17 protein-coding genes are annotated in these 24033 nt (G+C 44.6%); 3 read left to right on the top strand and 14 right to left on the bottom strand.

Translation table 11 applies throughout. The features are described from left to right. Positions 1-150 precede the first annotated feature (150 nt). Positions 151-858, top strand: a complete 708-nt coding sequence (arcA, locus tag Q4561_RS06555; RefSeq protein WP_013785842.1) for a two-component system response regulator ArcA — start codon at positions 151-153, stop codon at positions 856-858. 248 nt (positions 859-1106) lie between these two features. On the opposite strand, the gene Q4561_RS06550 is transcribed toward arcA, so the two are convergent. Continuing rightward, on the bottom strand, positions 1107-4301 hold the full coding sequence (locus Q4561_RS06550) for a beta-galactosidase (protein ID WP_303458507.1): 3195 nt from the start codon (positions 4299-4301) through the stop codon (positions 1107-1109). Positions 4302-4462: 161 nt separating this feature from the next. On the opposite strand from Q4561_RS06550, the gene Q4561_RS06545 reads away from it, so the two are divergent. Then, positions 4463-5344 (top strand): helix-turn-helix transcriptional regulator, encoded by an 882-nt coding sequence (locus Q4561_RS06545; RefSeq protein ID WP_303458506.1) that lies wholly within the window; start codon positions 4463-4465, stop codon positions 5342-5344. A 51-nt stretch (positions 5345-5395) separates the two neighbouring features. Here Q4561_RS06545 and pmbA read toward each other — a convergent pair whose 3' ends face one another. Further along, positions 5396-6727, bottom strand: coding sequence for a metalloprotease PmbA (pmbA, locus tag Q4561_RS06540; protein WP_303458505.1), 1332 nt, complete (start codon positions 6725-6727; stop codon positions 5396-5398). A 72-nt stretch (positions 6728-6799) separates the two neighbouring features. On the opposite strand from pmbA, the gene yjgA reads away from it, so the two are divergent. Next, the gene (gene yjgA / locus Q4561_RS06535; RefSeq protein ID WP_303458503.1) at positions 6800-7345 is read left to right on the top strand and encodes a ribosome biogenesis factor YjgA; all 546 of its coding nucleotides are present in this window, start codon (positions 6800-6802) and stop codon (positions 7343-7345) included. A gap of 115 nt (positions 7346-7460) precedes the next feature. On the opposite strand, the gene tldD is transcribed toward yjgA, so the two are convergent. The 12 genes from tldD to Q4561_RS06475 all read right to left on the bottom strand — a co-directional run bounded on the left by tldD (position 7461) and on the right by Q4561_RS06475 (position 23954). Beyond that, positions 7461-8903 (bottom strand): metalloprotease TldD, encoded by a 1443-nt coding sequence (tldD, locus tag Q4561_RS06530; protein WP_303458501.1) that lies wholly within the window; start codon positions 8901-8903, stop codon positions 7461-7463. Next, a complete protein-coding gene (locus Q4561_RS06525) occupies positions 8896-9714 on the bottom strand; it encodes a carbon-nitrogen hydrolase family protein (protein WP_303458499.1) in 819 nt (272 codons plus the stop codon). Before Q4561_RS06525 ends, tldD begins: the two co-directional genes overlap by 8 nt. Then, positions 9707-13681, bottom strand: coding sequence for a YhdP family protein (locus Q4561_RS06520; RefSeq protein ID WP_303458497.1), 3975 nt, complete (start codon positions 13679-13681; stop codon positions 9707-9709). Before Q4561_RS06520 ends, Q4561_RS06525 begins: the two co-directional genes overlap by 8 nt. Positions 13682-13706: 25 nt before the next feature. Next, positions 13707-15173 carry a ribonuclease G gene (gene rng, locus Q4561_RS06515; RefSeq protein WP_303458495.1) on the bottom strand — a complete coding sequence of 489 codons (1467 nt, stop codon included), beginning with the start codon at positions 15171-15173 and terminating at the stop codon, positions 13707-13709. Beyond that, a complete protein-coding gene (locus tag Q4561_RS06510) occupies positions 15173-15760 on the bottom strand; it encodes a nucleoside triphosphate pyrophosphatase (protein WP_303458493.1) in 588 nt (195 codons plus the stop codon). The genes rng and Q4561_RS06510 overlap by 1 nt, the downstream gene beginning before the upstream one ends. Positions 15761-15777: 17 nt before the next feature. Beyond that, complete coding sequence (gene mreD / locus Q4561_RS06505; RefSeq protein WP_303458534.1) at positions 15778-16254, bottom strand: rod shape-determining protein MreD; 477 nt, start codon at positions 16252-16254, stop codon at positions 15778-15780. Beyond that, on the bottom strand, positions 16247-17254 hold the full coding sequence (gene mreC / locus Q4561_RS06500; protein ID WP_368411520.1) for a rod shape-determining protein MreC: 1008 nt from the start codon (positions 17252-17254) through the stop codon (positions 16247-16249). The genes mreD and mreC overlap by 8 nt, the downstream gene beginning before the upstream one ends. 37 nt (positions 17255-17291) lie before the next feature. Beyond that, positions 17292-18335 carry a rod shape-determining protein gene (locus Q4561_RS06495; protein WP_013785855.1) on the bottom strand — a complete coding sequence of 348 codons (1044 nt, stop codon included), beginning with the start codon at positions 18333-18335 and terminating at the stop codon, positions 17292-17294. A gap of 241 nt (positions 18336-18576) precedes the next feature. After that, the gene (locus Q4561_RS06490; RefSeq protein WP_303458491.1) at positions 18577-22287 is read right to left on the bottom strand and encodes a DUF6701 domain-containing protein; all 3711 of its coding nucleotides are present in this window, start codon (positions 22285-22287) and stop codon (positions 18577-18579) included. Continuing rightward, positions 22287-22742: an agglutinin biogenesis protein MshP gene (locus Q4561_RS06485; protein ID WP_303458489.1), complete on the bottom strand. Its 456-nt coding sequence runs from the start codon at positions 22740-22742 to the stop codon at positions 22287-22289. Before Q4561_RS06485 ends, Q4561_RS06490 begins: the two co-directional genes overlap by 1 nt. Next, complete coding sequence (locus Q4561_RS06480; protein ID WP_303458488.1) at positions 22732-23469, bottom strand: type II secretion system protein J; 738 nt, start codon at positions 23467-23469, stop codon at positions 22732-22734. The genes Q4561_RS06485 and Q4561_RS06480 overlap by 11 nt, the downstream gene beginning before the upstream one ends. Beyond that, positions 23469-23954 (bottom strand): agglutinin biogenesis protein MshD, encoded by a 486-nt coding sequence (locus Q4561_RS06475; RefSeq protein ID WP_303458532.1) that lies wholly within the window; start codon positions 23952-23954, stop codon positions 23469-23471. Before Q4561_RS06475 ends, Q4561_RS06480 begins: the two co-directional genes overlap by 1 nt. Between the last annotated feature and the right edge of the window lie 79 nt (positions 23955-24033).

The raw sequence follows: 24033 nt of genomic DNA, 5'->3' as shown, positions 1-24033 counted from the left end.
TGTATAACTATTGAACTTTGCTTGAAATTTGTTGGCTAACCCCAATACCTTGAATTTAAGAATATTCAATAGTAACTTGCATATAAGTAACCGAATATTAGAATTTAATCAGTAATTGCTTAAACCGATTTTTAAAGAGTGTAAAACACCATGCAGACGCCAAATGTGTTAATTGTTGAAGATGAAGTGGTCACACGTACCACACTAAAGAGTTTATTCGAAGCAGAAGGGTACAATGTATTTGAAGCTGAAAATGGTGATCAAATGCATGACTTCTTTGAAAATCACGCAATTAATTTGGTTATTATGGATATCAACCTGCCAGGTAAAAATGGCCTAATTTTGGCGCGTGAAGTACGTGACCGTAAAAACGTAGGTCTTATTTTCCTTACTGGCCGTGATAACGATGTAGATCGTATCCTTGGCCTAGAAATTGGCGCAGATGACTATCTAACCAAGCCTTTCAATCCTCGTGAACTGACTATTCGTGCGCGTAACTTGCTATCTCGCACCACTAATTCAGCAGAAGACGATGATTTACCAAGCCGCGTAAACTTCAACGGTTGGATTTTGGATGGCGATAGCCGTTCACTTATTTCTCCAACAGGTAAAGAGTTCCGTTTACCGCGCAGTGAATTCCGTGCACTACACTTATTCCTTAGCAACCCAGGTAAAATTCTTACCCGTGAGCAGCTAATTATGGAAATGACAGGTCGTGAGCTTCGCCCTAACGACCGTACTGTAGATGTAACTATCCGCCGTATTCGTAAGCACTTCGAATCAGATCCTTCTGATGAAGAGTTGATCGTAACCATTCACGGTGAAGGTTACCGCTTCTGCGGCTCTGTCGACGGCTAATTAGCCCAAACTGAGATACCAACGGTATTCCCGTTGTAAGTAATAACCTGATTAAATACCAAAAAGCCGCTCAATAGAGCGGCTTTTTTTTGTGTAGCTAATACTAAGTTATGCATCCTATGACAGACCGCTAGCGCATGCTTCTCGATTGACAGTTCCCTCTATTAACAGTTCCCTCTATTAACAGTGCCCTCGATTAACAGTGCTTAAACAAACAGAGCCCGAATTATCAGGCCCCTTATTTTGCTTTAGCAATTTTCAGCACTGGCTTTTAAAGCACTTAAGCTTAAGTGATATCGATATGCCTTTTTCTCTAACAAAAAGGCTTTGTGCGTACTTGGGCTCCACGAATCATCGCCCCCTACCCCCATGTGGGCATGGTCGATGTACACATAAATGCTGTCGGCTGATGTTAGGTCGCAGGTATGTTTAGCATCAGCAAGCTGCTTTTGCCCGTACGGGCTTACAGCAAAGTAAAAATCACCCGCTACTTTTATAGCGTTAATGCTCAGTTCTCGGCAATTACTACGAAGCCCGTTGTCGGTAGGAAAGATGTAAGGCGTATGCATACTGGCAATATTTTCCCTATAACTCCCAAACCTGGCTGCGGCTAACCGGTCGGGGTAGTTCTCAAATGGCCCTAGCCCTTTCCACTGAATGTTTGCTTCAGCCTGACTTGAATGAGGTACGGCCCACTGCAAACCAATACGCGGCATTGGAGGTAATGCATCGGCTAACTTAACCTGAACATCCAAGTCTATAGTGCCTGCTGTATTCACGCGGTAACACCAGCTTGTTGAAGCCACCAAGGCATTATCGTGATGATAGTTAAACAGTGTTGTCACACGCACATCTTGTGTGCTTTCAACCACATCTATACCTGCACAGCTTCGTTGCCATTGCCCTATTCCAGCCCGGCGCCAACGCGACTCCCACGCATTAGGATCGGGGTTGTCCACTTCACTTACGCCAATGTCATTATCTAGTGGTGCCCTAAAAAAGTTGTCTTCAAGAGGAGCACTTAGCTGCTCTTCGCCATTTACTACCCATGATGTGAGTAACCCTGTTTCAGCATTAATAGCAAAACTAGTATTCGCGACTTGGATATTCACGTTAGATTCGGTGCGCTCTACCGTGACTTTACCTTGAGCTTTGTTCTCGCCTTTGTTCTCTCCATCAATAGCGCCACTATCTTTAACGCTGGCTGATGTAAAAGCAGAAAAACCTGCGCCTGTCAGTCCAGAAAAACCTGCGGTGTTAGCAATCTCGAACTGCTCGGTATCTAACACATGCCCAGCATTCGCCCAATCACAATCGTTAGCTAGCACTACATCAATATTCAAGTGATATGTCGCATCGGGCACTAACTCAAAGCGTGGGGTAATCGTTAAGGTTTGTGACGACTGGGGGGCGATGCTTAGCGCTTCAGTGCCGCTGGCAACGCACTCTCCGTTTTCAAGCAATTGCCACTGCAGTGCTTCATTATCGGTTGAGCGGAATACATAATCACTGGTAATGGTTAGCTGATAGCTGCCAGCGTGTTCGTGCTCTAGCGCTTTAAGCGTGAATGCCAAATGCTGTTGGCAGTATTTGGCTTCAAATAATGCAGGGTGTGGCGTGCGATCAGGAAACAACAAGCCGTTGATGCAAAACTGACGGTCGTTGTCGGTATCACCAAAATCACCACCATAGGCCCAATAGGCCTCACCGCTGTCTGTATGCTTCACTAAGCCTTGATCGACCCAATCCCAAATGAAGCCCCCTTGCAAACGTGGATAGTCTTTAAATGCCTGCCAGTAGTCCGCAAAGCTCCCTAAACTATTCCCCATGGCATGGGCGTACTCACACAAAATAACAGGTCGAGTTTCACCAGGTAGCGATAACCATTTTTTAATCGCCCATTTAGGCACGGCGTCATCTAACACATCGGTATCTACCCGAGCATACATAGGGGCGATAATATCGGTTGCAGTAGTATTGGCACCACCGCCTTCGTATTGCACAGGTCGTGAAGGGTCAAACGCCTTCGACCAACCGTACATGGCATCTTGGTTTGGCCCATGGCCACATTCATTACCAAGCGACCAGATAATAATAGAAGCGTGGTTTTTATCTCGCTCTACCATTTGTGTGTAGCGCGCTAAATAAGCCCCTGCCCACATTGCATCTCTCGACAACCTCCCCATGGGAAACATGCCGTGAGTTTCAATATTCGCTTCATCGACCAAGTACAACCCATATTCGTCACAAAGCTCGTACCAACGTGGATGATTTGGGTAGTGAGCAGTGCGTACCGCATTAAAGTTGTTTTGCTTTAAAAGCTTTATATCTTCAATCATGTCGGCTTCATTCACCGCATGACCTTTGCTTTCATGATGCTCGTGCCTATTTACACCACGAATAAGAATAGGCTTGCCGTTTACGCACAGCTGACCATCAAGCATATCCACCTGGCGGAAACCTATGTTGTAGCCTTCGGCAACCACTAGGTTGCCAGCATCGTCAAACAGTGACACCACGAGTCGATACAAGTAAGGCGTTTCGGCTGTCCATTTTTTAGGCTCAGTGACGGATAACGATTGAAAAATCACATCATCCCACCCGCCTTTCTCATCTATACGGCGATTATTGGTGCCCGACACACTTGGTTCGGTAACCGAAGTTTCACCATCAAACAACTGAATGCCCACCGTATAGCTTGCTGGTGCATTAATCGCGGTACGCACTTCTAAGCTGCCATCCCGATAACAAGCATCTAGTTTTGGTGTGGCAAATACATCTTGAATATGATGTTGTGGTTTCGTTACCAATACCACATCGCGGAAGATACCGCTTAACCACCACATGTCTTGATCTTCTAAATAGCTGCCGTCAGACCAGCGAATAACCATAACCGCTAAGCGATTTTCACCAGCTTTTAAAAAGGGCGTTAAATTGAATTCAGCGGGTAGTCGGCTATCTTGTGAATAACCCACGTATTCACCGTTACACCAAAGGTGAAAGGCACTATTAACCCCTTCAAACACGATATGGTTGCGCTGTTGCAACGCATTTTCAGTTACCGAAAAAGTAGTACGGTAGCAGCCTGTGGGGTTATCGCTGGGTACTTCAGGCGGGTTTACCGGAAAAGGATATTTAACATTGCAGTAAATAGGCTTATCAAAACCCTGCATTTGCCAATTTGAAGGCACAGTAAAAGATTGCCAGTCTGTGGTTCTGGGTAATGCTTCGCTCAATAAGTCTTCATCAACGGCTTCAGGTTGGGGGTATAACCTAAAATCCCATTCACCATTTAAACTTTGTTTTTGCGCATTAACGTTTTTTTTAGCATCGTCTTGGGTTAAAAAACCGTTTAATGGACTATGTCCATTCACGCGATTTCTTTGAAACACAACTGGGTTCTGCCAATCTTTTTGCGCAACAACTTGAGCAACATTTGCCATTACTGGCTCCTTTTACGGTAAGGTTTTTTAATAACAGGTGAAATATAGCGGAAACACGCGTAATCCTTTATGCTTGTTTCTCTCTTTAATTTATCCAAAACTCTCATTTTACAATTATGCAACCTGCTAACTTTATTTCCTCTGGCTCCCAAAATGCGCATGTGCAGCGAACCTTTCGCGATATTGTAAATATTGGCCCAGACTGCCTTGAACGTTTTATAGATAGTACTAATGCGCCAGAAATTAAAGCGCTAGATATTGAGTTGGCAGGTTGCTCAAATTTATCAGGGGCTTATCAGGTAGGCCGAGTTACCCCGCCTAACCACACTATTTTTTATTCATTAAAAGGTAGCGGTAAAATACTCACCCCGAGTGGCGAGTATCCATTGCCTGCTTCAAGTGTGATTATTTTGCCTGCGCATCAAAGTTTTGAAGTGCAAATTGCGCATTTTGATGAAAGTAGCGCACCGCAGCTAGATGAAGCGCCGCGGCCGGATCAAGCGCCCTGGGACATCATTTGGCTAAATTTATCTGATAGCCCTCGATGGCAGCATTTTTTTGATGTGGAGCATCCCGTTCAGCACAACATTGAGTTGTCAGGGCTGCATCATGCGATGGAATTACTGTATTTAGAAACCAACAGCCAGCACCGACAGGCGGTTATTCCTATTATTCAGCAATATTTGCAGCATATTGCCACCCCAGTGAAAAGCACGCACCAAGTTCGATTGTCGGCTCTGTTTGCTGCGGTAGAAAAACAATTGCAGTTCAATTGGGATATAGATGCATTGGTAAACAAAGTGCACTACTCGGCCCCTCACCTACACAGGCTATGCCTTGCGCAATTCGGCAGAAGCCCTATGCAACATGTAATTTATTTGCGCATGGTTCGGGCAAAAAACTTACTCATTAGCACACAATGGCCCATTGCCTATATTGCCAACTACGTGGGCTACAGCAATGTGTTTACGTTTTCGAAGCGGTTTAAAAAATCGGAAGGTGTGCCGCCCAGCGAATTTCGCCAGCGGCACTCTTTGGAATAATTTGGTGCAATTAAGCTAGTTAAACTGAACTGCTTAGAATTCTACAGAAAACTAGCTTCCTGCGATTTTCATCTGGTTGATAAGAATAGAGCCGGTATGCACACTACCGCGTAAATCTTTATCTTTCCCAATTGCCACAATGCCAGCAAACATATCTTGTAAGCAGCCTGCAATAGTCACTTCGTGAACTGGGTATTGAATAACACCATTTTCAACCCAAAACCCAGCTGCACCGCGAGAATAATCACCGGTAACCGTGTTCACGCCCTGCCCCATAAGTTCAGTAACGTACAGGCCAGTACCCATTTCTTTAAGCAAGTCGCTGTCGCTATGACCTGTGTCGCCCACCAACCAGTTATGAATGCCACCCGCGTGACCATTGGTTTGGGTATTTAACTTACGCGCTGAATACGTGGTGTAAAGGTACGTTGAAAGCTTTCCGCCATCTACGATGGTCATATCTTTACACGCAACACCTTCATTGTCGAAGCTAGAGCTTGCTAAGCCCGACTTGATAAACGGACGCTCTTCAATGTTTAGCCACTCAGGAAAAACTTGTTTACCTAAACTGTCTAACAAGAACGATGAACGACGATACAAACTACCACCGCTGATAGCACCCACGTAATGCCCAAATAAACTAGACGCAATATCTTTGTGTAACAGAATAGGCACCTGGGCTGTATTAATCTTACGGGCGCCTAAACGCTCCACAGTGGCTTTTGCTGCATCTGTGCCAATAGAGACCGCTGATTGCAATAAAGGCGCCTGACGGTCGACTGTGTACGCGTAATCGCGCTGCATATCGCCATCTTGAGAACCAATCACCATACAACTTAAGCTATAACGGCTGCTTGGATACCCAGCGTTAATACCGTGGGTATTACCATAAACACGCATACCAAGGTTAGCGTTGTATGATGCACCGTCTGAATTCGTAATGCGTGGGTCGTAACCTAACGCAGCAGATTCAGCTTCAATTGTGGTGGCAATGGCCTTCTCTGTATCAAGCTCTTGCGGGTGATATAAATCTAAATCGGGGAATTCTGTGGCCATAAGTTCAGCATCAGCAAGTCCAGTACAAGGATCTTCACTGGTGTACTTAGCAATATCTACGGCTTTTTCCACGGCACGAGTAAGTGCTTCTTTGCTTAAGTCAGCCGTTGAGGCGCTGCCTTTTCGCTTACCTACGTAAACACTAATGCCCAAGCCGCCATCGTTAGTAAACTCTACGTTTTCAACTTCTTGCATACGTGAAGATACCGCAATACCTTCCACTTTTGACATGCTGGCTTCTGCTTGGGTTGCCCCGTTTTTTAGGGCTAATTTCAGTACATCATCGACGACATTCTGAATTTCTGATAACTGTTGCTCAATTTGCATAGTAAGTTTCGCTGTCTAAATCCGACTGTGATAGTTACAATTTAGCTAAAGTGTAACACTTATGAGTTTGAAATGAGCGATCAGAAATCTAAATCACGACAACAATCTAAGTTAGAAAGCGCCGAGCCAGAAGAAGAGCTCATTAGTAAAAGCGAACTAAAGCGCCAATCTAAAGACTTACAAAAGCTAGGGCAAACCGTAGTAAACCTTACCCCTGCCCACTACGCCACCATTCCGCTTGATGAAGAATTGAAGGATGCGCTAGATATTGCACGTGTCATCAATAAGAAAAAAGACGGTTACAGAAGACAACTTCAGTTTATTGGTAAGCTACTTAGACAAAGGGATAATTCCCCTATTGAAGTCGCCTTGGCTAAAATAACCCATCAACATCAAGCAAATAACGCTGCGTTTCATGAATTAGAACGTGCTCGCGAAGATGTGATCACCCGTGGTGACGATGCCATTCAGGGGCTTATTGAAGAATACCCTGAGCTAGATAGACAGAAGCTTAGGCAGTTTCATCGCCAAGTGAAAAAAGAACAGGAAAAAAATGCGCCTCCTAAAGCGTACAGAGAGTTATTTCAGTACTTAAAAGAAGTGACTCAAAAAGACTAACGTTTAAATAGCGTCTGTGTTGCAAACTAAACACTTTTCAAATAAAAATAGGCGCCAATGGCGCCTATTTTGTGTTTTATCGTATTTCGTTATCTTATCTTGTAATGAGCCTAAGCTAGGCAGTACCGCCTACGGTTAGCTCATCTATTTTCAGTGTAGGTTGGCCCACACCAACAGGCACGCTTTGCCCGTCCTTGCCACACACGCCTACGCCGTTATCGAGTGCCACATCGTTTCCAATCATGGAAATCTTCTGCATCACCTCTGGCCCATTACCAATAAGCGTTGCGCCTTTAACCGGTGCGGTAATTTTACCATTTTCAATGAGGTAAGCTTCTGCACTAGAGAATACAAATTTGCCTGATGTGATATCAACCTGCCCACCCGCAAAGTTAGGGGCATAAATACCTTTATCGATAGAGGCAATAATCTCTTTAGGATCGTACTGGCCTTCAAGCATGTAGGTGTTAGTCATACGCGGCATAGGTAAATGTGCATAAGACTCACGACGGCCATTTCCTGTAGCAGCAACACCCATCAACTTAGCATTATGCTTATCTTGCATGTAGCCTTTTAAAATACCGTCTTCAATAAGTACATTGCGTTGTGTTGGTGTGCCTTCATCGTCTACCGACAATGAACCACGACGATCAGCCAATGTGCCATCGTCTACTACGGTTACGCCTTTTGCAGCGACTCGCTGGCCAATTTTACCACTGAAAGTAGACGCACCTTTACGGTTAAAATCGCCTTCAAGGCCATGACCTACCGCTTCATGCAATAACACGCCTGGCCAACCATTACCTAACACTACCGGCATAGCACCAGCAGGCGAGGCTACCGCTTGCATGTTAACGCGCGCCATATGCAAGGCATCGTCAGCTAATTGCTGATAGTAAGGGCGACCATCTTTATCTGATTCAAAAAAGGAATAAGCGTATCGACCACCAGCACCTGCGCTGCCTCGTTCGCGACGTTCACCTTCTTCAAGCAATACCGAGCAGTTGAGGCGCACTAATGGGCGAATATCCGTAGCAAAGGTGCCATCGCTGGCCGCCACTAAAATTTCTTCATATACACCACTAATACTTACCACCACCTGATTGGCTGATGGTTCTTGCTGGCGAATATACGCATCTACCGACTTAAGCAGTGATATTTTCTCAGCATCTTGCATGGCTAAAATAGGGTTGCTCTCGCCGTAACGGGCTTGATACTCGCCACGCCCTAACGATGAGACTTTTTGCGAACCGCCATCAGGGGCAATACTGCGCGCAGCATTGCACGCCTTTACTAAAGCATCTTCACTGATTTCATCTGAATAAGCGAAACCGGTTTTTTCACCGCTGATAGCACGAACCCCAACACCACGTTCGATGTTGTAGCTACCTTCTTTGATAATGCCGTCTTCGAGCACCCAACTTTCATGTTGGCTCGACTGAAAATAAAGATCAGCATAATCGGTATCGTGACGATGGATACCCGAAAGGGCTTTTTCTAGCGACGCTACATCTAGTCCAGAGTCAGACAATAAATGGCGTTCAACAGATTTAGACAAGGTGACTCCTGAATCGGTTATGTTCGGCAACCGGCATATTTTGTTTAATGGTTTGTCGCGCTTCAATTTCAACACTGGTTTGAATAACGCCAATGTCTTTAGGTAGCTCACTTAAGGTTTCACCCCACGGAGAGACCACTAGGCTATGCCCAAAGGTTTCACGGCCGTTTTGGTGTTCACCCGTTTGGTTTGCCGCTACCACATAGCATTGTTTCTCAATGGCTCTTGCTTTCACTAATGTGTGCCAATGCGCTTCACCGGTTCTTTGCGTAAAAGCGGCAGGCAATACTAAAATATCGATATCGCCCATGGCAGTAAACAGGCCTGGAAAGCGCACATCATAACATACCGCCAGCCCAATGTTGCCAATTGGGGTTTTAACCGTTACGACCTCACTGCCTGGGGTTGTAAATTTAGATTCTTTGTAGCTGCCCGTATTGTCATCAACAGATACATCAAACAGATGAATTTTTCGATAGTCGGCTAGCACTGTGCCGTCTGGCCCAAACAATAAACACGCCGCTGAAAATTTTGATGCATCGTCGGTAGCCATAGGAAATGTACCCGAGACAATGTAGCACTCATGGGCTTTGGCTAGCGCCGATAATCGTTGCTGAATAAGCCCTTCGTCTTTAACTTCAGCGGCATTAAGCAACTCGCCATCTTTAGTACCAAAACAGGCAAAGCATTCTGGCAATACCACCAAGCTATCTTTTGGAACTTGTTCATTGGCAAGAGCATGTTCTACGTGTTTCAAATTGTCTTCTACACTGGGTGTAGATGTCATTTGAACTGCAACTAGATTAACCATCGATAACCTCCATTTTTACTCTACGTAAATCATCTTCGGTAAGCGGCCGATCTAATGGCGAAGTGGTCTCTGGCGACACATTCGCCGGCAAGCTAATATCTTTACTGTGTCGTTCAACCTCATCGAATTGAGGGTTGGCTATGGTGCCGGACACTTTATAGTTCACGTTCGAAATAACTTTAGCCGACGTTAACACCTGATCTAGCGCTAGCGCAGCTAGTGCAGTAGGCGGCGTGGCTAAGAAGTAAACTAAAAATGGTAAGTTGCCCGTCACATTTGGCGCAAAAGAAATGTTGTAATTAAGGCCACCAGTATTTAAATCCGTATACCCCTTAATTTCTATTTCCCCTGCGCCACCGTCAATTTCGGTATCGTCGGTGAAAGCATTGCCATTAGCAATTTGCAGGCTTCCGCCCATTTTGTCGTAGAAGAAACCTGTGGCAAATACATCTCTAAAATCGAGGCTTAGCTTACGTACTAAAGAGTTTAGGCTGAATAAGGTAAATATACGCGAACCTTTGTCACTCACCTCAGTAAGGTAACCGTCTGTGAGTGTCCAGTCTACGTCGCCATTAACCTTGGCTACCGAGAAATCAAAGGGTGCTGAGGGCCAACTCAGGTCAAAATTAACATTTGCTTCTGAATCTTTAATGCCTGATGTCACGCCATGCTGTTTAAGCATTTGCCCTACATCGGGAGAAACAAGGGTACCGTTTAACCGGGTTGTAATATCATCACCTTCATGTTGCCAATAACCCGAGGCGGTTAAATTAGCATCCGAAGAGCGGGTTAGCAGTTGCCTAATATGCATGCCTTGATCAGTTTTAGCCACATCTAGGGTAACTTCCCCTAAATCAACACCGTGTACACTGCAAACACTGCAATGAAAATAAATAGGAGGTAAATCTAATGGGTCAACTTCCGCTACTTCTGCTTTTTTCTGGGCAATTTGAGTTTCTTCAGACTTTCCTATTTCTTGTGATTCGTCTTGCTCACTTTGCGAAGAGGTTGTCTCGCTAATAGGTTTATCTAACACTAAATAATCGGCATCAATGTCGATACCTTGGGCATTGATATCGCTATTAATTCTGATGGAGGCACGGGCTTTTGAGGCATCAACCTGTAGTAACCAATCGTTGTCTTGTTCACGGGCTGTTAACGACACATTTTTAAGAGAATGCCCCCAGCCTGTAAGCGTATCGGCGGTAACGAAAATTCTTGATGGCACCCCAAAAAGCGTCGATTTTGTTGAGCTGGCTGTCGTTGTTTTAGCGGTTAGCGTACTGCTATCACCTACTCTTTCTCCAGGCAAAATCAAGGTTTGTAACGTAGAGAACCACTGGACGATGTCAGCTTTCTCTACGGCGGCCGCAATACTAAATCCGGTACCTCTGTCTCCTAGTTCAGCGTCACCTAAAGAAAGTAGTGCACGGGAGAATTGCATTTCTTTATGAGGCAGTACACCGTCAAAATGAACATTGTCACCTAACGTAGCCACCACACTTGACGCTTGTAGATTCCCTTCGCTGTTAATTTGAAGTGGAAGGCTGCTACCTTGAATTGTATCAAAAGGGGCGGGTAATAAACTCTGCGTTGCGGTTAAGTCAGCATTAATTTGTGCATTGTAGTAAAAATCACTATTAGACAAACTCAAATTCACATCGGCTTGCCAATTAGTTTCACCATCTACGTAGTCTTTAAAATCGTTTTTCACATACTCTACTAAGGGGTGAACATGCCATAACCCTTTCAGGTTTACATTCACATCATAGCTTTCCTTTTGACGACCTTTAAGCGACATCTCAACTGGCTGACCTAATAAGCTTGCAGTAAGCCCAGAAGCGTCGATATTTGCATTGTCAAAGGTTAAGGTGCCATTCGCATCGTCAAACTTCATTCGGGTACTGGTAATGTACACAGAATTGTCATTTAGCGTTGCAGCCCCCTGCACACGAACATCTTTTCCTCGAAACGGAATATCTAACTGCAAGCTGGCAGATAAGGGGCCTGAAACCTGGACATCTTTATCTAATACTTTACCAAGAGAATTCGCGATGGAAGACTGCTTCATAAGCTCAGTCAACGATTCACCTGTCCCAGCACCCTGCGCGTTAATAGTTAACATTGAGGAGGGATGTAAACGTGGAATCTCTGCCGACATCGCTGACACATCTATGCCTGCTAACGTTCCTTTTTCACTTACCATGACTAAGCCGGCATTTTCGAAACGTACCGATAAATCGAGTTCATTCAACGCAGGCCACTTTGATGAAAACACAAAATCACTATCTTCAACATCAACATAGGCTTGAAAAATACCGCTGTTATCTGCAAAAGGATACTGTTTCGGATTACCGTGCCACAACACCTGCGCTTTAGTCACCTCGCCCTTGCCAACAAATGCTCGGGTAAGAAAATTGTCAGTATTCGCGCCCATTAGCGATACTGGAAAGAAATCGCTCACTTCATTCAAGGCTAAGGGCTCAACATTGGCGATTATGTCCATATCGCCCGTGGTTAGGTTAGACCGAAATGCGGGCTTAACTACAACCTGCTCACTGTCTAACAGAAGATTTTTGCCCGTTACTACCCATTGCTTTTCATCATCTACGGATTGAGCATGAAAAAACAGGTTAGCGCTAAACGTATTTATATCGAGGTTTTGCTTAATGACATTGTCTGCAGACAAAATGCTATTTTCACTTTTTAAGTAAACAGCACCGGAATCTTTATACCAATAAAGATCGGCATCTAACGAGGTTAAACCTGGCGTTTTACCCGCTTGTTCCCATGACAAATCAAGAATTTTTGCAGTGAATTCAGGACGACGATTTCTTAACTGAAGCTCTAACGTGGCAAGCTGCCCTGTCGGGTTTAACCCACGGATTTCCTCTTCGCTGGTATCATCCATAAACAGGGGTAAAAGCATAAGAAACGGATTTATCTGAACCGGTTTAACAATACTGACTACGGCATCACCTGAATTCGACACTTTGCCCACAAAGTCAGCTTCAATAGTTTCATTACCAGAATCGACTACGAGTTGATCTACCCTTACGCTCCAACCGTCTCGGGTGGGTACGGCTTCAATGTTGCCGCCACGAATACCTGTCACTAATGTAGAATATTCTCCGCCGCCCCATTCAAGTAAGCTTTCTTCGAACTGAGCTTGTACGCCGGTAATACCGTTACTTTGTACATCAGCCCAAATCTCAAAGTTCGCTCTACTTTGACTCAATGGACGTTTGGTTTTAATTAAGTCGCTCACCCAAGGTGAAATATCTAAATCTTCAGCGCGGGCGTAAAATACCCCTTCGAAGGCGTCTTTGTTGCCCGTCACATCAATGATGAAAGACGCGGAGTTCGACGATACATCGGCAACCCTTACTTGGCCTAAACCTTGGTGACGCTTACCACTGTTATTCCATGTTAGCTGATCGATAATAAACGATTGCTTCTCGCTGTTTTTAGTCAGGATCACTTCGCCTTCTTCAAGGGAGAAGCTTTGGAGCTGTTCTAAAAATAAGTTTTTTAAGGCATCAACAACGGGAAAATTTCCGTCGCCTGCTCGCTCGAACCTATCCGCATCAACATCAAGCTTAAGGCCTCGCAGTTCGAAGCGCGTAGAAGAAATCATACGTTGGGTGATGGATTGCCAAAAGTCTAATTCTACATAGACTTGGCGAATATTGAGGCCGACAGGAGATGCATCGTTTTGCGTCATCGATACCGAGTTTAAGACAATACTCGGCCCAGAGCGCTGCCAAACTGCATGTACGCTCTTAATAGTAAGGTTTACGCCATAGCGCTGGTTAATATAATCTTCCAGCAGGTGCTTGTTGTGTTCAATATGCGGCAACGCATAGCGAGCAGCACTGATTAACAGTGCAAAAAGAACAAGCAGGATGGCAAGCAGCAACCAGATTTTTTTGACTAAATAGGCTGCTACTGACGTTATTTTGGTCACACTTCGCCTTCGTATAGTTAGTGTATTACATCATGACGACGTCGTACTTATCCTGGTTGTACAAGGTTTCGGTTTGTACCTTAATCTGTTTCGATACAAACACTTCCAGCTCTGCAAGCATATGCGATTCTTCGCCCATTAACGCTTCAACCACTTTAGGGGAAGCATAGACAACAAACTTATCAGCGTCGTACGCACGGTTTACCCGTACAATTTCACGCATAATTTCAAAGCAGATAGTTTCAACGGTTTTCACCGAGCCACGGCCTTTACATACGGGGCATTCGCCACAGAGTATATGTTCAATACTTTCACGGGTGCGCTTACGGGTCATTTCAATCAGACCAAGCGACGTAAAACCGTGAATATTTATCTTGGCCCTGTCCTTACTCGTCGCCACTTCTAAACTATGTAAGACACGCCTCTTGTGGTCTGGTTCAATCATATCGATAAAGTCGATTAAGATCATACCACCTAGATTGCGTAACCGAAGCTGCCTTGCAATGGCTTGCGTAGCCTCGGTGTTGGTATTAAAAATCGTTTCTTCTAAATTACGATGGCCAACAAACGCGCCCGTATTAATGTCGATGGTAGTCATGGCTTCGGTCTGATCGATAATCAAATAACCACCTGATTTTAAATCGACTCGACGCTCAAGGGCACGCTGGGTTTCGTTTTCAACATCGTGTAAATCGAAGATAGGGCGGTCGCCCGTGTAGTACTCCAACTTACCGTTCATTTCAGGCACGTATTCTTTGGTGAACTGAAACAATTCTTGGAATGACAACTTAGAGTCGATACGAATTCTGTCTAGCTCTGTGCCTACAAAGTCGCGCAGTACTCTGCGGGCTAGTGGTAAATCTTCATATAGCACATTAGATTTGCGCTTTTTCATCCGCGATTGAATTTTGTCCCACAGTCGGCGTAAGAACGCGGCATCTTGCTGTAATTCAGCTTTGCCCACCCCTTCAGCAGCGGTACGTAAAATAAAGCCACCGTTTTCGTCGCAGAATTCCTGTACTAGGGTTTTCAAACGCTCCCGCTCAACTTCTTCTTCAATACGTTGAGAAACACCAACATGGGTAACACTTGGCATAAACACTAAATAACGACTTGGAATGGTAATGTCGGTAGTCAGGCGAGCGCCTTTAGTGCCTATAGGGTCTTTCACCACCTGCACAACGATATCTTGGCCGTCTCGAACAAGTTCACGAATGTCTTGTTTTTGAATATGACTGGCAGATACTTCTTCAGCAATTTCATTGTGAATGACGATGTCTGAAGCATGCAGAAAAGCGGCTTTTTCTAGGCCAATGTCCACAAATGCGGCTTGCATACCGGGTAAGACTCGGCTGACTTTACCACGGTAGATATTGCCCACTAGGCCACGCTTAGTATGACGCTCTACGTGAATTTCCTGCAATATCCCATTTTCGATAAGAACAACACGAGACTCTGACGGTGTAACATTAATTAGTAGCTCTGCACTCACTACACGACTCCAAATTCTCTAAGTAGTTGCCTTGTTTCATACAAAGGCAACCCTACCACTGCGCTAGCACTGCCGTTAATCGCTTTAACAAATTGCCCGCCAATACCTTGAATGGCGTAACTGCCTGCTTTATCAGCAGGTTCACCTGTTTCCCAGTATGCGTCAATTTCATCGTTCGTCAATGCGGCAAAAGTTATATGGGTAGTAATCGTTTGTGTTACTTGATTGGATGAAGACGCCACACTAATGGCCGTCAGTACTTCATGTTCGTTATTAGACAGCATAGAAAGAATACGTCTTGCGTCTTCTTTATCTTCTGGCTTACCCAAACTCGCACCGTTAAAAGCAATTAACGTGTCTGAAGCTAACACTAGCGTGTTTTCAGTTAGTGCACCTTCGGCCTTTAATCGCGCCAACGCGGTTTCCGCTTTTTGCTTCGCTAATCGAGCAACCTGGTATTGAGGGGTTTCGTTTTGTAATGCAGATTCATCAATATCCACGGGCTTCACCGTGTGGGCGATGCCCATTTGATCTAAAAGCATAGTACGACGAGGAGAAGCAGAGGCTAAGACTACTGAATAATTCACGATACGAGTCTCATACTTTAAGTAATGGAAAATTGACGACGGGTTTTACGTAGTAGCCAAAATACCCACGGCCAAAGCAACATAGAGGTAAGCACTGGCCACAAATAATCGAGTTGGAAATAGATATCTGTGAGTAAGTGTTGTACCCAGAATGTGAGTAAGTGATACAGCGATGACAGTAATCCAATCACGATCGCTTGTTGCCATACAGAATAATTTCGAAGTCGCTGATAATTGGCCGCTAAAATATAAATTGAAATGCTCAAGCTTAAGCTGTGAATACCCAAGGTAGTACCCACTAATATATCTACCGCTACACCAGTTAGAAAAGCCACACCCACATTCACTCTATGGGGTAATGCCATGCTCCAATATGCGAGCACAATCAACACCCAATCGGGGCGATATAAATCGGCCTGAATAGGCAATGGTACTATTTGAAGTACTAGGGCAATTAACAGCGTGGTGACGATAACTGAATGGCGCTTACGAATCATCTTCAGCCTCCTCATTGCCTGAAGTGGCATTGCTTTGTGTATCTCTTCCTGTCCCGCTATTTTCTACGCTACTTTCTACGCTATTTTGTTCGCCATTTGCCTCAACATCGGCTTTGTTCGCGTTGTCTTTACTTTGACTATTAATGTCGTTATCAACATCATTGTCGCTAGGTTTATCTTCATCAGACCACAGTAATAGTAAGTACTTTAGGCGATCTAACCTAGCCATCGGGGTAACCGTAACGATAGAAAATGGGCGACTTTCATCCCGTCGCACTTCTTTTACCGTACCCACCGGATAACCTTCTGGAAAAATCTTACCTAAACCGGAAGAAATCATTACATCTCCCGATTTAATATCAACACTATGAGGAACATGCTCTAAATACAATTCGTTTAACGCACCGCTACCTGTGGCAATAAAGCGAATATCATTACGCTGGGAGCGAACAGGAATGGCATGGGTAACATCGGCAAGCAATAACACGCGGCTATTGGTAGTGCCAACTTCCATCACCTGCCCCACTATGCCTTTTTCATCAATAATAGGCTGAGATAAGTAAACCCCATCAATAGCGCCCTTGTTGATAACCACTTGCTGGCTATAGGGGTTTTTATCAACCGCCATGAGTTCAGCCACCATTTTACGTAAATCATTACGTACGGGTGCATCCAGTAAATGTCTAAGCTGTTTGTTTTCTTGCGATAGAGCATCAAACCGCTGGAGCTTTTCGCTCATCAGCAGCAATTGATTGGTAAGCTTGTCGTTTTCTTCAAGAAGATCTTCTTGAGATGTAAGCCGCTGCGCACTTTCGCTTAGCATTAACCGAGGCAAATTGGCCAAGTACTGCAATGGACTCATGAATGAGTTGAGGTAGACTCGGGTCGATTTAAACCCTTCTACTTTGTGATCCACAAAAATAAGTAACGCTGACAAAACAATTGCCAGCGCTAGTCTATTATTCAGTGAAGGACCGCGGGTGAATATAGTATCCATAATACAAAGAAGGCAACCTTAAGGTTGCCTTTCCTGTTTATTCATAGCTAAACAGGTCGCCACCGTGCAGGTCAATCATATCGAAAGCCTTACCACCGCCACGCGCTACGCAAGTAAGCGGATCATCAGCAATAACAACTGGAATGCCCGTTTCTTCCATTAACAAACGATCTAAATCTTTCAGTAATGCGCCACCACCGGTTAATACCATGCCACGCTCTGAAATATCAGATGCTAGCTCTGGTGGAGATTGCTCAAGTGCTACCATTACCGCTGAAACGATACCGGTAAGCGGTTCTTGCAATGCTTCTAGAATTTCATTCGAGTTTAGTGTGAAACCACGAGGTACACCTTCAGCAAGGTTACGACCGCGCACTTCAATTTCACGTACTTCTTCACCCGGGTAGGCTGCACCGATTTCATGCTTAATACGTTCGGCTGTGGCTTCACCAATTAATGAGCCAAAGTTACGACGCACATAGTTAATGATAGCTTCGTCGAACTTATCACCACCAATACGAACCGATGAAGAGTACACAACACCGTTAAGTGAAATGATAGCCACTTCGGTAGTACCACCACCAATGTCGACCACCATTGAACCGGTTGCTTCTGATACTGGCAAGCCTGCACCGATAGCTGCGGCCATAGGCTCATCAATCAAATACACTTCCCGTGCACCTGCTCCTAGAGCAGATTCTTTAATGGCTCGGCGCTCTACCTGAGTAGAACCACATGGAACGCAAACTAAAACACGAGGACTTGGGCGAAGGAAATTGTTGTCATGCACTTGTTTGATAAAGTGCTGAAGCATTTTCTCTGTCACATAAAAATCGGCAATAACACCGTCTTTCATAGGACGAATAGCGCGAATGTTACCTGGTGTTCTACCTAACATTCGTTTGGCTTCTGCACCTACAGCGGCAACGCTTTTAGGCCCAGCAGCACGCTCTTGGCGAATAGCTACTACAGAGGGTTCGTTGAGTACAATACCTTGGTCTTTAACGTAAATCAGCGTATTAGCTGTTCCGAGGTCGATGGACAGATCATTAGAGAACATGCCTCGAAGCTTTTTAAACATGAAAAGTGTATTCCTGTTTCTGTGTTATCGCGTGTTAGCAATGGTGAGATGACAGCGCTTTAACGTGAAGTCGATATTTATCCGCACACTTTAACAACGAGGGCATATTTGGGCAAGTAATGCCTAGGTTAACCTTGCAAATATCTTTTAATTAGCTTCTCGCCCTCTATATTTCATGCCGAGATAGATTGATACTAGCCCCTTGATGACAATGAAATGTTCGTAAGGTTCATTAACAAAGTTAATTTCCTACTTTTTCTCTTTTGTAGATAATATTGTCATTGCCCCTAAAAGCGCCGAAAGTTAACGTTGCTTCTGGCGGCTCATCAGCTGTGCCATCACCGTCCCAATCCCATAATAACCAAGCTGAAGGATTATATTCTACGGGGAAAATTCCCTCTCCCGTTGGAGATGACACGCGAATACCATCACGGCCATCATAAGCGCCGGTGACTAAAGTGCCTGTTTCACTGGTGGTCAGCGTAGAAGACACATCATCCACATTAGCATGATCGAACGCAGTGCAATTATCTTGCGTACTCATGCGCCAATCGGCACCATCGTAATACTGCGTTTGCAGTGGCAATAATAAATCTTCACTTTCGCTACCGTAATTATTAATTAATGTGGCTCGGCCATAGGCAAAGGCTAACCCCGTATCGATTGAAGCGGTGCAGTCTACAGAACACACACTATTATTTACCGTTGCACTTTCTAGTTGAGATTCATCTAACGACAAAATTAAAGAGGCATCTAAATACGCACCATCTAGTTCAGCGTCAGCTAAACGAGTAAATGTAATATTAGTATCGCTAAAGTCGATTTGCCCTGTAGCACCCGATTGCAACCAGCCCATAGCGTCAACATTAATAAGCCGATTAAGCTGGGTACCAGAGTCTTCAACCAACATTGAAATATTGGTTAACTTGTCGAAACCATCTCGATAATTAGCCATACGTTCGTTATTGTGGTTAACCGCTTGCAGAACAAAAGACACATCTTGCAGAGGTTGGTCAAAGTACGTCAGCGTGCTGCCATCTATATCGCACCCTGTAAGCACATCGCCGCTAAGTAAAAAGTTTGAAGGGGCAAACCGTCCTACGTTTTGAATTTCACCCAGTACGGTTTCAGATGATAAATAACGACTGGATGCAGCAATAGTAATAGTGCCGACTTCATCATAGTTTAACGCTGTATTTACGCTGTCATCATCATCGAACACGATACCATTTTGTGCGCCATCTAACGTGCCCACAACACCGCCACTTGGTAATATTGCCGTGGTTGTTAAATCCACAGTGCCAGAATAATGTTTGGCGGTTATGTTATTGCTTAATTCGGCAAAGTCATCAGGTACGCCATCGTTATCGTCGTCTTCCCCATCCACCCATTGTGTAGGTCTTATTTGAAATACAAAGTCTTCACCGGTACGTTTAAGCACGCTGCCGTTTGAATTGGTGGCTAACGCATTAGAGTTATCTGCTGAACCGTTGTCGGTCCGCACTGCTAAATCAAAACCAAATGGGCGTACGATAAAGGTATTTGAAGAACCTGATACGCCACTGCCTACCGAGACTTCGGCCGCGAGTGAAATTTCCCCAGCATCAGGATACTGAATCGTAAATTCTGCGCGAGAGTCGTTATCAAAGGCTAATTGATAGGTAGCGGCGCTAGTACCAAGTTCATGGTCATTGCCGTCGTTTGAAAAGACCAACTTGTTACTACATGAGCTACTGCTTGCACAGGTGTAGTTTAAGCTTACATCCACGGTATTGTTTTTAAGTGTATCCGTATTGGCACATGCCTCAATGGCATAGGTTTTTCGGTTATACCCTTCATCAGAGGGCTTCCCTGATAACTGGGTCACGATAGTTTCGTTATCATCGGTAATGTTAGTAAATGTAAGCCCGTCTTCTTCAAAGTTAATATCACATTGGGCCAACGCCACTTCACTTCCTCCAATGAAGCATCGCAATTGTGAGGATGGGTCTTCACCAGATGTTGCTAATTCGGGGTCGTTACCTTTTAAGCTGTCTAAGGTTAATGATACTTGACCAATAAAAGTCACCGAGTCATCAGGGCTCCACTGGTAGCTATTACTATTCAATGGCAATAGCCCTACTGTAGAAGGCTGGGAGTAAAGTAAATCACAATCGACATCAGCGCATGCCTTCAAAGTTACAGATTTTGCTGCGCAGCTACTGCCCTTTGCATCAGCTAATTCAAATCGATAGTGGTTTAATACCTCTATTACCTCGCGACCACATATACCTGGAATATTACTGGGTACATCACCAGCCTGCGCCACTAAAGCAGCATTAGCAGTAACACCTCCACCACCGGTAAAATTACCCGTAATGGTTTCACCGGAAATATTCACGAATCGAATACCCCCTGTGGCAAGTATTGACGCATAAGGGTTAGTGGCGTCAATGACCACATCACCTTCAACATAAATGGCTAAATAGGCACCGTCGCTTACCGTAATACTGGTGTTTGCCATGGTAAATACTGAGGTGATATCTGGAAACGTGTCAGCATCAGCGACATAGATTCGAGTTGGCGCCACTACGTTATAGCTTGCCGCTTCCATGGTAACCACATCCCGCTTGAAAAAATAATCGCCAGCAAGTTCGGTGGGTAAAAAAGTGGGGCCAGTATCTTCAATGGTAATACTTGGAATGGCGCGAAGTTGAGCGTCCGTTAGCGCGTTGGTATTGCTAGCAAAACACGCTACACCAGGGTCTCCGCATAATGGCAGTTCATCGTTATCTTCAGCATCATTAGCATATTGTATTGTAGTAAGCTGCCCGTTGTTATCGTCTATAATACGACTGTTGGCAGAAAGGAAGATTTCGCTATCGCTGAAGGCAGCTAATGTGCCTGGGAATACCACTTCACAGCTAGGTACATCGCCGCTGAAAACAAACTCAGATGTCATCGCTATTATACTAGCTTCTTCTTCAACATGATTTCGCTCGTTTTCAATATATCTGTCTTCATCAACTCTAAGCCCTAAGCGGTTTGAGTTTAAATTACAACTGCGAAGCCACCCTCCGTCATCTTCATTTCTTGATATTTTACTGGCGGCTACTAGAGGGGTTTCGTCGTAATTATTCCTGAAATTGTTGGTTCTACACGCATCGCTATAACCCAATATTTTGTTATCGACAAAAAAGGCTTCCCATTCTACTTCTTTGCCATCGTCATCAAAGAAACTTCTAGCGCTGCCTTCAGTGGTCGCCATATAAGCCACGGTTTCAGTACGGGTGACTGCCTCATATTGGGTTTCTGAGGCTTCCAAGGCCATAAAGTAAGTTTGTTCGGTTGCAGAAGGAGTGGCGCCATTACTCCCCTTAAAATCCCACTTGGCGGCAACGGTTAAAAAAGGTAGCTGCGGTTTATTCGGTGGCTCTTGTCCGCTTATATTTACTTGGTTATTTACTGTTTGAATAGAATGGAAAAAGGTAGGCTGTTCGCTAAACTCATTTTCAAAATTAACTTGCGCATAACGCTCACTGTTAGTGCCCGTTAAAGGCCAATCAGATTTGGCTGCCGCTTGAATTGTGTCGGCGCCAAGTTCCATTTTTGCAACTTCTATCACCACATCATCGGGAAATTCATGTACACCATACGCAATCGCTAAATAGTGTCCACCCATGGTGATATGAGGCCCATCTTCGCCAGACGGCTCTAATGGCAACGCCTCGAAGCCAGTTCTCGTTACGTTACGAATTTTTACTATAGCGGGGTTTCCCCCTTGGTTTGTAGACAGCATGAAAACTGCGGGCGCTTCGTCATACACTTGCGAAAAGCTGATGGTGGTCCATTCGGCTTTGTTGTAGGTATTTTGCAGCTCTATGAAACGCCCTTCTATTTGAGGTACGGCCATTACTTGAATGCTGAAAGTAAGCACTAGCATCATACTGACTAGTAGGGAGTTTATTCTCATTATTCTTCCTGCCTTACTTCAACTAATACACGCCGTGAGGTAGATAACTGACCTGCGCTACATTGAGAGAGTGACTCAAGTAGATACACCCTAATTGCGCCGGCGCTCACTTCGGGTTCATCAACATTGGTTTCTACATCACAACTTAATGTCACAGTGCAATTTGAGAGCGCATCTGCCGCTATGTTAACTGGGGCCTCAATAACACTGCAGTTCGGATTGTTATTATTCACCAGCCTTGAAATAGCCACTTCCAACCCACTTTGGGCCGATAAATATGCGCGAGCGCCATAGTATTCAATAGACTGCTGTCGTGCATTGGATGAAATTTGGTTTGATAACGCGATACCTATCGACAGCAGCACAAGGCTAATGATCACAGCAACCATGGTGGCTGAGCCTTTTTGTCGGTGAAGTGACGCTGCATGATTAAGGGACATTTGATTAAGGGACATTAGGAAAATGTATCTCGTGTACAACGCTTAAGGTTTCGTTGTCACGGCCTTCAATGGTGAGTTCAACTTCAACAAGACCATTTTGGCGTAGCCCTGCCGTAACAATATTGGTATTCCACTGGGAAATATCCGTCGCTAAAACTGTTGTTGTACCACCTTGGCTACGAGTGAGTACATTTCCCAGTGCATTGGTTACCTGGCAAATACTAACCTGTGCTTCAGGGACAAAAAATCGCTTACCTGGAGAGGTTGAACTAACAGGGGTGTCTAGCGTTAATTCAAACTGATTACTGCTAGAGGGCGCATCCGTTGACGAATTTATGCTATCAATGTTTCTACCATTATCCACCACACTTTGTGGGCTGGTTGGATAAACGACCAAGGTATCATCTTCGGCAATAATGCTATCGAATATAACCACGTGCATGGGGTTGTCGAAAGCATCGTCTACGTAGGTGCCGCTTTGTTTTATCGGGTAATAGCTCAAGCAGCCTAACGATGAATCGAACGCTACAGAATTAGGAACGATATTTCGCAGTTCCTTTTCTAACCGTAAGATAACGAACCGCGCTTGCGAAACAAGACGGGTTCTATCGGCACCGGTAATATAAATTTGCGCACTGAGTGAAACAACTTGCGCTATCGACACACTCATTATGCCTAAGATAACAATAACGAGAATTAGCTCTATTAATGTAAACCCTCGCTGGGCCTTTACGCTTTTCATTAATAGCTGCCTCGATAAGCACTGAATCGATATACTTGCCCATCGGGTGCGGTAACCGCAATATCTATCCGCTTATAGGTATCACCGTCGTTTGAGGTTGCTTGGTTTAGGTCGCTGTCGTATTCCACATTAACGGTATAACTAAAACTTGAATAGTTGCCGCCAACATTGTTGACCGTTAAGCCATTGTAGTCATCCACATCATCGTAATCATCTGAAGATGCTTCTTCACTGCCTAATGTGGTAGAGCACCCAGATGCTTTTTCGTTGCAGGTTTCAAAAGGGGGGCTTTTATCGCTGTTTTCATCAAATGAACGACTTAGAATATCATTCATTAAAGACTGCCCTAACTTAGCGGCCTTAACTTGTCTTAGAGGTTCAGCGGTTTGCGCAGCCTGGGGCGCAATTAACGACAACACCACGGTTAAACTAATAGTAAATACTACGATACCTACCACCAGCTCTAACAGGGTAAAACCTGTCATTCTTTGCGGCAAAGTACTTTTTTTAAACGCACCTTTTTTAAATAAGCTCGGTTTAAACGCGCTTTGTTTGACCGCAGTG

Origin of the sequence: Alteromonas sp. 1_MG-2023 (genome assembly GCF_030547075.1) — a bacterium.
Classification (GTDB): Bacteria; Pseudomonadota; Gammaproteobacteria; order Enterobacterales; family Alteromonadaceae; genus Alteromonas.
Note: the sequence above shows the minus strand (reverse complement) of the source record. Positions and strands in the feature narration are given on the sequence as shown.

What these genes read in the sequence shown, in the direction of transcription:
- arcA (WP_013785842.1), top strand. Translation starts at nt 151, where the DNA reads ATGCAGACGCCAAATGTGTTAATTGTTGAAGATGAAGTGGTCACACGT.
- Q4561_RS06550 (WP_303458507.1), bottom strand. Translation starts at nt 4,301, where the DNA reads ATGGCAAATGTTGCTCAAGTTGTTGCGCAAAAAGATTGGCAGAACCCA.
- pmbA (WP_303458505.1), bottom strand. Translation starts at nt 6,727, where the DNA reads ATGCAAATTGAGCAACAGTTATCAGAAATTCAGAATGTCGTCGATGAT.
- yjgA (WP_303458503.1), top strand. Translation starts at nt 6,800, where the DNA reads ATGAGCGATCAGAAATCTAAATCACGACAACAATCTAAGTTAGAAAGC.
- Q4561_RS06525 (WP_303458499.1), bottom strand. Translation starts at nt 9,714, where the DNA reads ATGGTTAATCTAGTTGCAGTTCAAATGACATCTACACCCAGTGTAGAA.
- mreC (WP_368411520.1), bottom strand. Translation starts at nt 17,254, where the DNA reads ATGGATACTATATTCACCCGCGGTCCTTCACTGAATAATAGACTAGCG.
- Q4561_RS06495 (WP_013785855.1), bottom strand. Translation starts at nt 18,335, where the DNA reads ATGTTTAAAAAGCTTCGAGGCATGTTCTCTAATGATCTGTCCATCGAC.
- Q4561_RS06490 (WP_303458491.1), bottom strand. Translation starts at nt 22,287, where the DNA reads ATGAGAATAAACTCCCTACTAGTCAGTATGATGCTAGTGCTTACTTTC.
- Q4561_RS06485 (WP_303458489.1), bottom strand. Translation starts at nt 22,742, where the DNA reads ATGTCCCTTAATCAAATGTCCCTTAATCATGCAGCGTCACTTCACCGA.
- Q4561_RS06480 (WP_303458488.1), bottom strand. Translation starts at nt 23,469, where the DNA reads ATGAAAAGCGTAAAGGCCCAGCGAGGGTTTACATTAATAGAGCTAATT.
- Q4561_RS06475 (WP_303458532.1), bottom strand. Translation starts at nt 23,954, where the DNA reads ATGACAGGTTTTACCCTGTTAGAGCTGGTGGTAGGTATCGTAGTATTT.